General features: G+C 52.2%; 9 protein-coding genes. 3 read left to right on the top strand and 6 right to left on the bottom strand.

Annotated features, from left to right (window positions below; translation table 11 throughout):
- Positions 1-2 precede the first annotated feature (2 nt).
- Positions 3-1,364, bottom strand: coding sequence for a DEAD/DEAH box helicase (locus AC3CB2_RS10770; RefSeq protein ID WP_352932311.1), 1,362 nt, complete (start codon positions 1,362-1,364; stop codon positions 3-5).
- A 438-nt stretch (positions 1,365-1,802) separates the two neighbouring features.
- Here AC3CB2_RS10770 and AC3CB2_RS10765 point away from each other — a divergent pair, with 438 nt between their 5' ends.
- Entirely contained in the window at positions 1,803-2,120 is a 318-nt protein-coding gene (locus AC3CB2_RS10765) for an ArsR/SmtB family transcription factor (RefSeq protein WP_008550373.1), read from the top strand.
- A gap of 11 nt (positions 2,121-2,131) precedes the next feature.
- Here the strand turns inward: AC3CB2_RS10765 and AC3CB2_RS10760 are convergent, their stop codons facing one another.
- Positions 2,132-4,135: a bifunctional DedA family/phosphatase PAP2 family protein gene (locus AC3CB2_RS10760; RefSeq protein ID WP_352932313.1), complete on the bottom strand. Its 2,004-nt coding sequence runs from the start codon at positions 4,133-4,135 to the stop codon at positions 2,132-2,134.
- A 323-nt stretch (positions 4,136-4,458) separates the two neighbouring features.
- Here AC3CB2_RS10760 and pap point away from each other — a divergent pair, with 323 nt between their 5' ends.
- Complete coding sequence (gene pap / locus AC3CB2_RS10755) at positions 4,459-5,958, top strand: polyphosphate:AMP phosphotransferase (RefSeq protein WP_352932315.1); 1,500 nt, start codon at positions 4,459-4,461, stop codon at positions 5,956-5,958.
- A gap of 39 nt (positions 5,959-5,997) precedes the next feature.
- Here the strand turns inward: pap and AC3CB2_RS10750 are convergent, their stop codons facing one another.
- Both AC3CB2_RS10750 and AC3CB2_RS10745 read right to left on the bottom strand, forming a co-directional pair.
- Positions 5,998-6,846, bottom strand: coding sequence for a hypothetical protein (locus AC3CB2_RS10750; RefSeq protein WP_352932317.1), 849 nt, complete (start codon positions 6,844-6,846; stop codon positions 5,998-6,000).
- Between the two features lie 626 nt (positions 6,847-7,472).
- Positions 7,473-8,456: an aldo/keto reductase gene (locus AC3CB2_RS10745; RefSeq protein ID WP_352932319.1), complete on the bottom strand. Its 984-nt coding sequence runs from the start codon at positions 8,454-8,456 to the stop codon at positions 7,473-7,475.
- 55 nt (positions 8,457-8,511) lie between these two features.
- Here AC3CB2_RS10745 and AC3CB2_RS10740 point away from each other — a divergent pair, with 55 nt between their 5' ends.
- Positions 8,512-9,468: a LysR family transcriptional regulator gene (locus AC3CB2_RS10740; RefSeq protein ID WP_352932321.1), complete on the top strand. Its 957-nt coding sequence runs from the start codon at positions 8,512-8,514 to the stop codon at positions 9,466-9,468.
- Positions 9,469-9,481: 13 nt separating this feature from the next.
- Here AC3CB2_RS10740 and AC3CB2_RS10735 read toward each other — a convergent pair whose 3' ends face one another.
- Entirely contained in the window at positions 9,482-10,642 is a 1,161-nt protein-coding gene (locus AC3CB2_RS10735; protein WP_352932323.1) for a hypothetical protein, read from the bottom strand.
- Positions 10,643-10,740: 98 nt separating this feature from the next.
- Positions 10,741-11,925 carry an NAD(P)/FAD-dependent oxidoreductase gene (locus AC3CB2_RS10730; RefSeq protein WP_352932325.1) on the bottom strand — a complete coding sequence of 395 codons (1,185 nt, stop codon included), beginning with the start codon at positions 11,923-11,925 and terminating at the stop codon, positions 10,741-10,743.
- Positions 11,926-12,078: the final 153 nt, after the last annotated feature.

Here is a 12,078-nt window from a genome sequence, read left to right as displayed (position 1 = left end):
GCTTAGGGCTTCTTGCGCTTCAGGTAACCACCGGTGTCACCAGCCGGAGCAGATGCGTAGTCGGAAGACTTGCTCGGTGAACGACGAGGAGGAGACTTTTTGCCAGCAGGTTTGCCCTTCGGCTTCTGCGCAAACTTGCCATTGCCCGGTCCTTTGCGTGGACCGCTACCCTTCGCTCGCTTACCAGCCACCTGCGCATTGCTGCGCGCGCTTTTCGGCTCACGATCAGACGGGAAGAAGGTGAAACCATCCATCTCCGCGATCTTCTTGCCAATAAGCTTCTGAATGGCACGCAGCATGCCGCGATCTTCCGGCAAACAGAAGGTGATCGCCGTTCCGCTCTTGCCCGCACGCGCTGTACGCCCAATACGGTGAACGTAGTTCTCCGTCGCGTTTGGCATGTCGAAGTTGATCACGTGAGAAATGTCGGACACATCAATACCGCGAGCTGCAACATCAGTCGCCACAAGGGTCTTCAGCTTACCGCGTTTGAATTTGTCTAGCGTCTTCTGGCGTTCTGCCTGAGACATGTCACCATGGATCGCCTCAGCAGGCACTCCATCTGCATTCAGGCGGGCGGCAAGACGGGCACTGCCCTTCTTGGTCAGAGTAAACACCAGTGCGCGCTCGCACTCATCCTTCTCCAACAGCTCTTTGAGCAGCGGGAACTTGGCGTCTTTTTCCAGATGCGCAATCTGCTGTGTCACAGTCTCAACCGTGGTCGCAGGCGGAGCGGTGCTCACCTCAACTGGGTTGGTCAGAAAGCGTTCTGACAGATCGCGGATCTCGCGCGGCATGGTCGCGGAGAAGAACAGGGTCTGACGCTTCTTCGGCAGCAGATAAGCGATCTCTTCCAGCTCTGCGATAAAGCCCAGATCCAGCATCTGGTCTGCTTCATCCAGAACGAAGATTTCCAGCTCATCAAAGCTCACACCGTTCTTGCGGTGCAGATCCAGCAAGCGGCCAGGCGTTGCCACCAACACATCCAGACCACGCTGCAATGCGCGGAACTGCGGAGGAAACGGCACACCGCCCACAACACAGCTGGTGTACATCTTGGTGCGGCCCGCATAGGCCTTGATGTTCTTGGTAATCTGGTCCGCCAGCTCGCGGGTTGGCGTCAAGATAAGGCTACGCACGCTTTTCGGCGCAGCGCGATACCGGCTCTCAAGCAAGCGCTGAAGAAGCGGCACTGCGAAAGCGGCGGTTTTACCCGTTCCGGTCTGCGCAAGGCCAAGCAGGTCCTTGCCATCCAGAATGTACGGAATTGCGTTTTCCTGAATAGGTGTTGGCTCGCTATAGCCTTTAGATTTCAGGGCGATCTGAAATGGTTTTGCAACACCAAGTTTGTCAAAGTCAGTCAACAGTGATCTCTCAGATAAGCAGAGTATCCGTTCCCGGTTCTGCTGATTTCGTCATGTGCTTCCCGCAGTCCTCTGAAACGTAAAGTGCGTTCCTCAATTAAGCAGATGCGTGAAACAATCTTGAAGAAGTTTGCCTTCGAGAAATCCAGCACAGCAGCACGCTGTATCAGTTAATTCTACTGGAATAGTCTCTGGGGCGTGGTTTGATCGGGCTATTAACATAGACCCGCCACATTATGCTAGAATTATTGCCGGGGAGCATAATATTCTGGTTGTCCTGACAAGAAAAGGGCGACAATTCTGGTTAGAGCAGTCCAGCTACTTGCATGTTTCATGTTCTTCTTTATGTATGGGTACCAAGAAAAATGATGCTGCTTTTATGGCCATTATCCTAAAACTGGCCTGCTGCTAATAACATTAAAGATTAGGGTTCGAGCTTTGATTGATGCAAATTTTGAAGACTTAGAAGAAAACGCTGAGGAAGCTGCCCGGCTTCTTGCTAACATGGCGCATCCCAAGCGCCTGATGGTGTTGTGTCGACTTGTTCAGAGCGAATGTACTGTAGGTGAACTTGCAGAAGCTGTGAATTTAAGCCAGTCCGCACTTTCACAACATCTTGCCAAGATGCGTGCCAGTAATCTGGTCTCCACCCGTCGCAGTGCTCAGACAATCTATTATTCACTGGCCAGCGCTGAAGTGGAATCCGTTCTGCAAACTCTTTACGGTCTTTACTGCGCTCCTCAGGAAGAAGCATAGCAGGGCCTGCCTTAAGGCCCCGCGATAACCACTGAGCTACCGTCCCACCTGCGTTTCTCTTCTGCATTTGGTAGCTGGTTGAACATATGAAGATCTACCGGAATTTCATCCTCGGACTTCAGACCTGAGAACTCACCAAACAGGCGGACGGTTTCTTCGTCCAGCGCGCCACCAATATACAGATGGGAAATGTCTCCGTTTACATCGGAGAGCTTGAAGCGTGTTTCCCAAAGCCAGAACACCTGCCGGTGGTCCTGATCGCTTTCGTAAACCATCGTCAGCGCAGGCAGGAAGCCCGCATTGGTGTGTGGCACTGGTGGCAGCTCGCCTGCTGGGGTTTCCCCTTTCAGGTATCCAGTCGCAGTCGGGAAGGACCATTCCGGTGCTTTCCGCCATCCAAGCTTGGTCAGCTCCTGCTCCAGCTGTTCCGGCGTGCCGGACCATTGCAGCGTAATTGGCTCTTCCAGTTCGCCCGTAATGGAAACGCGTTTTGCAGGCAGCAAGCGCCAATCCTGCATGCGCCAGCTGGATTTCTGGATCACAACGGACTCGCTGCGCGGCTCATAGGCTTCAGCAGCCGTCGAATAGTTTTGGCTGATGTGCCATGTGGATGCGATCGCCAATGCACATAGTGAGATGATCGTCAGAGCTGTTCTGCCCACCTTCTCATTATGAATGTGCCCGAAGACGAACGAGAAGAAGAAGACGGTACCAGAGCCAAACAGCAGGCCTGCCAGCACATCTGAAAGCCAGTGTGCCCCCAGATAAACCCGTGAAAACCCGATCAGGATCGCGAAGGTCGCAGCAACGGAATAGATAATTGTCTTGCTCAGGCGAGAGCGCTCATGGGCCACCAGAACCGCAATCACCCCAATCAGAACCGTATTGATAGTGGCGTGCCCGGATGGGAATGAGAATGCATCAGCGCCGGAATACAGCTCAATCGGACGATCACGCCCAATCAATGCCTTGGTGATGACCACGAAGATCGAGGAGCTGACAATTGCAATCACAAAGCCCGTTGCGCGGCGCCATGCCTTGCGGCCAAACAGATAGATACCCACGGCGAGCGTAACGGTCGCAGTCACCGTGCCATCGCCCATCATGGTGATCATGACCATGATCTTATCGATGATCGGCGTCCGCGCGATCTGGAAGAAGTTGCTGATCGCAAGGTCCGCTCGAGCCATCGGCATGCCCGGAGCCACGGCTCCAGTAAACCAGATGAAGCCCGGCAGCGTCACCAGCAGGAAGAATGCAGAGACCAGCATGCCCACGCTGCGTGGGTTTTCCGGGTCATATGTCCGCGCAATCCATTGGCTGAAGCGATCAGGACGACGACCAAACCAGTTGACGATTGCCTGATGCGAACCACCAACAATCGGCAGAATAAACATGATCAGCCAGCGGATAATCGCCACGGCGATCAGAAGAACCAGCAGCAGACCGCCAAGGATAATCGCAAGGCGGGTGTTGATCTCACCAATCGCAAACAGGGCAGAACCAGCCATCACGCCCGGCACCAGATGCAATGCAGCCCAGGCAAAAGCAGAGGTCACGTTGAAGAAGGTAAAGCGGCCAAAACTCATGTCGGCCATGCCGGCAATGCCCGGTACAACAGATTTCACACCCGGCACAAAACGGCCAATAAAGATGCTCTTACCGCCGTGTTTGGCAAAGTAATCTTCACCACGTTTTAGCCAGTCCGGATAGCGGCTCAAAGGCCAGATTGTCCGCACTTTGTCTTTGTAAAAGTAACCAAACCAGTAGGAAAACGCGTCGCCGGTTACAGCGCCTGCAGTCGTCCATAAAAAGATACTTAGAAACGGCAGTTCACCAAGGCCGATAAGCGTACCAGCTCCCACCAGAACAACCGTGCTTGGAAACACCAACCCGATCAGAAAGAGCGCTTCACCCATTGCGACGATAAAACAGATAAGGCCAGCAAAAGCCGGATTTGCTGCAATGAAATCAACAATGTGGTTGAGGAATGTGGTGACGAAATCGACGTTCACTGAAAAGTCTCTAGCTCTTTCTTAAATTACTTAGATCGCTGGGTGACCACTGAAAATGTATACATCGTGCCAAGGTGACCAAAATATGGTGCGCATTCTGTTACATTTATATGCAGGCATCTGGCCCTTTGAAAGGGAAATAACAAGCCCTATTCCCTGCAAAAAGCATAATAGTCCCACTAATCAGACCCATACGTTAATTCTGGTGACGAAAAACATCGTTTAGCTCTTTAAGCAATAATACAGAATGGCTATTCTTGGCCCAAAGCCGAATGAGCAAAAATAACATTTTACGCCATGCCCCAGATGCGAAGGTCACTTGCATGTTTCAGTCTGCAAACATTCCTCAGACAGTCAGTAAAGAGCTGCTTCAGAAAAGACTGCCTGAACTCCGTGAGGAATTGTTGGAAGTTCAGCATAAGCTGAGAGAGAACAAAGCTTTCGCAACAATCATTCTGCTCGCTGGCGTAGACGGCTCGGGTAAAGGCGCGGCAATCTCCCGTTTGTATGAGTGGATGGATACGCGTTACCTGTTCTGCAACGCTTATCATGAAGAGCGCAGCGAGTCTGAAAGCGCTCGGCCAAACTACTGGCGTTACTGGCGAGATCTGCCAGCACGTGGTGAAACCTCCATTGTGTTTGGCTCCTGGTATCAGGAACCACTGCGTGATGCGGTTATGGGCAAGATTGATGACGCCGAGCTGGAGCGCCAGCTGTCTGCCATCAACCGCTTCGAAAAAATGCTCGCCTACGAGAACATTCTCCTTCTCAAGTTCTGGTTCACCCTGCCCAAGGCAGAGCAGCAGGAACGCCTGCATGATATCGCAGCCAAAGGCAAAAAAGGCCGCAACTTCATTGAGGAATGGTCCGGTGCTGAACATTATCGCGCAGCTCAGACCGCAGGTGAAAAAGCTTCTCTGCAAACCAGCACCGGCTACGCGCCGTGGTTTGTGATCCCGTCACAGGATCCGGATGTGCGTGATCTTGCACTGGCAGAAACCATCGCCCAGTCCATGAAGAAGAAGCTGGAAAGCGGCAACGGCAAACCGGTTTCAGCCCCTGCCGTGGTCACCACCCTGTCTCAGGCCAATGCGGTGGATGCGATTGATCTGTCCGCGACCATCTCCAAAGAGGAGTACAAGGAAGAGCTTGAAGAGCTTCAGGACAAGATGGCGTACCTGACAGACCGCAAGCGCTTCAAAAAGTTCGGCTTTATCTCTGTCTTCCAGGGCAATGACGCAGCTGGCAAAGGGGGCTCCATTCGCCGCCTCACCCGCTCCATGGACCCGCGGAACTACAAGGTGCACCCAATCGCAGCACCTTCTGTGGAAGAAAAGCTGCATCCATACCTTTGGCGTTTCTGGCGTCGCCTGCCGAAGAAGGGCCACAGCGCCATCTTCGACCGTTCCTGGTATGAGCGTGTGCTGGTGGAACGCGTTGAGGGTTTCTGCTCTGAAGCTGACTGGATGCGCGCCTACAACGAAATCAACGCTTTCGAAAAAGAGCTGACGGATTCCGGCTTCATCCTCTGCAAGTTCTGGCTCGCGATCTCTGAAGAAGAGCAACTGCGCCGCTTCAAGGCTCGCGAAGAAACCGCCTACAAGAACTACAAGATCACCGAGGAAGACTGGCGCAATCGCCTCAAATGGAACGAATACGCCATTGCAGCCGGTGACATGGTGGACCGCACCTCAACCCGTTACGCCCCGTGGACGCTGATCTCCTCAGAAGACAAGCGCTACGCTCGCATTCAGGTGCTCAGAACCACCGTGAACGCCCTCGAAAAAGCGATGAAGAAGAAGGACAAGGACAAAGAGATCTAAGCCAGCTCTCTTTGCCCGCCTTTGTTAAATCACGTCCTGTCACACGCTGTTTTGTGACAGGACTTCAGCGGAAACCAGATCAACTTCTCGTCCGCCGCGCCAGACGTTGATCACCGCCTCAATCTTCAGCGACTTCTTCACGCCCTCATACTCCGTGACCTGCTGCTGCAACTGTTCGTAGTCGGCGCTTTCAACGTCCGTAGCAATGTCCTTTTCCATGTAGGCCTGAATCCGCAAATCATCCGGCCCCGGCTTGCTGATATCAAACCGCATCTCCTGATGATTTGACATGCACATCACAGGACCAGATAACAGCGGAAATAACCCTTGATGACACACCGCGAAGACGGTGGCACGCTCCTGCGGTGAAAAATGATCGAAGAAGCTCATGTCATCGATTGGTTTGGAATCGAAGGTAAACGTGCGCTCCTGACGGCGTTTAAAGTCCTCCAGAAACTGGCGGCCTTGCTGCTCAGGTATTCTGACACCTTCCATCATGATGTCGTTTTTCAGGGTGCCTTCCACATTGTCTGGATCCGGGCTGCGCACATCAAACTCCAGCTTGAAGTCCAGCACGCTGTAGCTCTGAAAACGCGGACCGTCATAGACCTTGAAGTTCTCCTGAAAGTTTGCACCAGCCATCTCGCGTAGTTGCTCAAAGGCTTTGACCTTGTTCTGATCCGTCACGGTGGGGGAGTACAGATCAAACACCAGCTTCTTCGCGTTGACGCGATCAGTACCGCAAAACCAATCGACAATCTTGTCCCAGAGCCGCGTCGCCGGATTGCCAATATGCTCCCGGTCAGATGCGCCTTTGATGCTCTGAAGATCGCCCGCAGAGATCTGCGGATGAATACGTGTCGTGTCCAAACCAACTGAAGATGACATGGTCCACCCTCCTTCACGTGGTCAACTGGTCATGCAGGGGCTTTGCCTCTGCCTGTCAGATTGAAGGAAAATGCAGTGTTTTGCTGTTCTGAATGGCACTGGAGCGGAAAAATAAACACCAATAGCACCGCATGGCATCCCATGCAGTGGTGTAGCTAGATTTCCCGAAGGTCGGGAGGAGCAAGGCGGCAGGCAACGCCTGCGCATTGAGTTAGTAATAGAGTCTTCGGCATTGGCTACGCGCCTTGCCCGGGCATTTTGGTATGGCCAACATCGCCTCTTATCCTGAAAGACACGATAGCCGGTTTCCCGGAAAGACAACGGCTTTGCTCAGATAAGTTTCCGTATCCGAACAGGTCCACTGCCTATGATATGGCCAGTCTGGCTGGTCCATATCACTGCGTGATGCCCTTCAGGCTTGGGCCCTTCCTCTCAGACCATGCAGTCACGTCTGAAAATCGGTGCCACCGGACCACCAGAAGATGCGTTACCTCTCCTGACAGCCCCACCCAGCCCACGATACGCTGACGGACGGTCCGCCAGCTGCCCGTCACGTGGGCATGGGATTAGTATGGGGCCATCTTTCGCTGGAGGGGATAAGTTTTTTCAGCTGTCAGGGAGCCAGCCTAAGCATTCAACCCTTTCATGCCTTCAGGTGTGTACCGTTCGCCGACAACTGAAATCAGAGCAAGCTTGTCTTCCAGCGCTTCAACCTCCTCAGAAGAAAGCACAATCTCAGTTGCTGCAATATTCTCTTCCAGATAGCGCAATCTCTTGGTTCCCGGAATAGGCACAATATCGTCTCCCTTCGCCAGCAACCAAGCCAGAGAGAGCTGTGCAGGCGTACATTGCTTCTGAGCGGCAGCCTCTACAATAACCTTCGTGATCCCCTCATTCACCTGCAGCGCTTCTTTGGAGAACCTCGGCAGGTTTGCGCGGAAGTCACCTTCTTCAAACTGTGTCTCAGAATTGAAACTGCCCGTCAGAAAGCCTCTGCCCAAGGGAGAGTAAGGCACAAAACCAATCCCAAGCTCGCGGCAAGTCGGCAGGATCACCTCTTCCACATCACGCGACCAAAGAGAATACTCTGTCTGCACCGCCGCAATAGGATGAACGGCATGGGCGCGGCGAAGCGTCTTTTCGCTGACCTCACAAAGCCCGATATTACCGATCTTGCCTTCCTCAACCAGCAACGAAAGCTCTCCCATCACATCCTCAACGGGCTGCTCCGGGTTCACGCGGTGAACGTAGTAAAGGTCAATATAGTCAACACCCAAACGCTTCAGAGAGGCTTCACAAGCCTGTCTTGCATATTGTCGGCTATTCTCGATCGTCCGCTTGTACTCACCGGGTTTACGATTGATGCCAAACTTTGTCGCGATTTTCAGCGGCGCCTTGGTTTCCTTCAAAAAGCGACCAATCAGCTCCTCATTGTGATGAGGGCCATACATGTCCGCTGTATCAAAAAAGTCGATGCCCAGCTCAACCGCTCGCGCCATCACGCGCAAGGATACGCTGTCATCATGTGAGCCATAGAACTCACTCATTCCCATGCAGCCTAGGCCGAGCATGGAAACATTGAGTTTGGAACCGAGTTGGTGAGTTTTCATCAGCATCTTCCTTGTGTTGCTGCTGATTACTTGCCATGTTTCAAAAATGGAAAATATGAGCAAAACTGGAAAGCAGATTTCCGAAAGTGGAAATGAAATCCTGCGCGATCTTGTTTGGGATGACACAAAAGCCTTTCTGGCTGTTGCAAGAACTGGGACGCTCAGCGCTGCCGCTCATCGCCTGAGCATCGGTGTCGCAACGCTCTCAAGAAAGATCGATCGCCTTGAAGAAACGCTGAAAATTCCGTTGTTCATCAGGCACCAGTCCGGCTACCAGCTCACCGAGGATGGTCGTGATCTACTAGCAAAAGCTGAAGCGCTGGAAGCCGCCGCCACAGCATTCGCCTCCGGCGCAAAAGCACAGGCGGGCATCTCCGGCAAACTCCGTCTTGCGACCGCTGAGAACCTCGCCACCCATCTGATCCTGCCCGCATTGCCAGAGTTTCGTGCAAATTACCCGGAGCTGCACATAGAGATCCTGACCGACGTAAGCTCAGTCAACCTGCACCGCCGCGACGCAGATCTGGCAATACGCATGGTGAAACCAGAGAGCGGCAACGTCACCCTCCGCCGCCTCGGAACACTTGGCTTTGGCCTCTATGCCAGTAAAGAGTATGCGCTCAAACGAACAGAGTGGGCTGATCAGGAGAATTATGAGCAGGACGACTTCATTTCCTGGTGCGAAGCGCTCTCGCATCTGGTGAATGCAAAATGGATTGAACGCGCTCTGAAAGGCCGCCAACCCGCTGTTCTGACATCATCACTGGCAACGCAAGTCGCAGCGACACAAGCCGGCCTCGGCCTCGCCGTCCTACCGCATTTCCTTGCATCGGATGCTGGTCTTGTCTGCGTGAATGCGGATATCGGTGTTGAACAACCAATCTATCTGGTCATGCACTCCGACCTCGCCCACTCCCCCCGAATGCGCGTCATGGCAGACTTCCTGGCCGACCTGATCATCCAAAACCGCAGCAAACTCAGCGGCCCGTCTAGGAAGAGTGCTGCATCTTAGTTTTGTGTGTTAGTTAGGTGAAAGGCACAATATTGGACGTTTCATCTTGTCTGCTGAAACGACTGAAACGATCAATCCAGCCTCCATCGCCATTGAACAGATCACCGTCTATTCCATGAGTGATTTCGGCGATGTTGTAGAGCTTTCCTCCTTTAATAAGAGAAAACTCCAGATTGCCAATAGAGCTTTGTGATTGCAGAAAATTGAATAAGTTAGACAGTGTTGTCTTGATAATGAGTTGTTGGATCGAAACCCGTGAATCCTGTTGCAGTTGAGTTAGAACTTCTGGGTCTAGCTTGTCCTGAAACAGAGGAGACGACGTATCTAGAGTTTGATCGTAGACCTCTTCAATAAGTGCCTTGCCAAGCTGGTCTAATATTGGAATGAAGGCTGATGTCGTGACTTTTGCTGGTGAAGCTTCGTGTATTGCAAAGCCAATACAGTTTTCAAGGTTGATGACATGGCTGAACTCTGCGATCCAACCAACATTTTCGTCAATTAGATCCCCCCCTAAACCATCGCTAATCTCTGTTAAACGATGGAATTTTTGACCATCGTAGATGCGAAGTTGCATGTCATTCATGCAGGAATTATATTCTAACATATTGAAAAAATTAAATAGTGTAAGCTCGACGACTTTCTTATTGAGAGCAAACACGGCATCACTCTTAATCTCATCCAAGCCACTTTTTTTAAGGAGCCCACCACACTGATCTAAAGAGTGATCGTACACTTCGTGTACAAGTGGCTTTCCAAATTGCTTCAGCAGGTCGTCAGAGGAAATTGTACTCGAGGTTGAGGCGATCTCTCTCTCATTTGCCATTTCGCTGTAAGATGAAATCCAGCCATCCTTGGATTTGTACGCAAGCGCCAAGCTATCTGTTAATGCAGAAATATTGAGAGCTCTTTGGCCGTCAATCTGCACAAGCTGATACTCGTCTTCCAAAAGTGAGAGAAATCTCTGCAAAGTAATTTCAAGGACTGCCTGAGTATGTTTATGCATCAGAGCTTTTGTTTCAGGAGGGAGACCATCGATCTCTTTTGTGAAACTCCACTCTGGATTATCCAGAGTGAAACTCTCCAAGAACTGCTCAGAAAACTTTAATCCTAGGTCATGCACTTCACGGATGAAGTGCAATCCAAACGCGTTTAGCAACTCAGCTTCAGAAGGCATTACAAGCTCGCAAAAATTGTATTCTTACGAAGATACAATATTAAATGACAAGCTTGCACAACCTCGAAACGCTTTTAAAGCTTTTGCCAGAGGCTGAGTTAAACCACGTTCCGTTCAATCAACGGCTTGTTGGCGGCCAGACGGTCAACGCCGAGTTCGGAAAGGTCCAGCGTTTCATAACCACCTGTTACGATATGCTCTGCGAGTGCGCGTCCAACGGCAGGGCTTTGTTGCAGGCCGTGGCCGGAGAAGCCCAGTGCGATGTAGAAGTCCTCAATGCCCGGCACCGGACCCATAAAGGCGTTGTGGTCGAACAGGTTCACATCATAATGCCCTGCCCACGCCGCACCGGGCTTGATGGCCTCAAACGCAGGAACACGGTTGGCCAGTGTCGGCCAAAGGTGCTCTTCGAAGAAGGAGTAGTCGACATCATAATCGTAACAATCCGGGTCCTGCTCTTCATCCGGTGAACTGCCGCAGATAAAGCCGGTGCCTTCGGGACGTACATAGGTTCCATTCGGATCAATCAGCAACGGCAAGCCCGGAACCTCATCGCGGCATTCAAAGGTGAAGATCATCCGCTTTTTGGAATGAACTGGTGCATCAAAACCAGCCTCTAGACAGATCTGCGTGCCACCGGAAGCCCCGGCAGCATTCACCACCACGCCAGCTTCCACCTGTTCGCCGTTGGAAAGCGTCAGAATCCAGCTGCCGCCCATGATCTTTTCAAGGTGAACCACCTGATACGGCTCATAAGGCACATTCAGGGAGCGCGCTTTGCGGCGAAACGCCTGCATCAACCCATACCCGTCAAACCAGCCTTCGCCGGACAGGCCATGGCAACCAGCGGAAAGATCGGAAACATTGAGCCAGGGAAACTTGGCTTTCAACGCATCAGCTTCCAGAAAACCGATGTCCGCGCCCATCTTCTGCTGAAGCGCGTGGTTTTCTTCCAGAATACTGCGCTTGTCAGATGTGGCGAGGAACAGATAACCGCCTTCAACCAGATCAATGCGCGGCTTATCGCCGTCCACTTCCAGAAGATCGCCAATATTGCGCAGGAAATCGATGCCGTAGAGCGAAATATCGATGTTCACGGCAGAGGAGAACTGTTGGCGAATAGAAGCGGCAGAAAGCGCCGAGGCGCAATGTTGGTAGGACGGATCTTTCTCAAAGACCGCAATGCTACCCTTGAAATCGTCGCGCTGTGCAAGATGGTACGCCACCGATGATCCGATGACAGCCCCCCCAATAATAGCAACATCAACTGAAGCTATCGCCATAGTTACACCTGAATACTGAGAAATTGAGAAAGTAAGAACCGACGCCCGAAACATTTTGGCGGGTATTTGCGAGCGCCGGTCTAAGAGGAAGACGAAACGCCTCCCAAGAGTTTAAGCGTATTCCTGAAAGATGCCTCCCAGCTTTTTCAGGAA

This window comes from Pseudovibrio sp. SCP20, assembly GCF_057774105.1.
The sequence above is the reverse complement of the archived record's forward strand: the minus strand, read 5'-3'. Positions and strand labels throughout refer to the sequence as shown.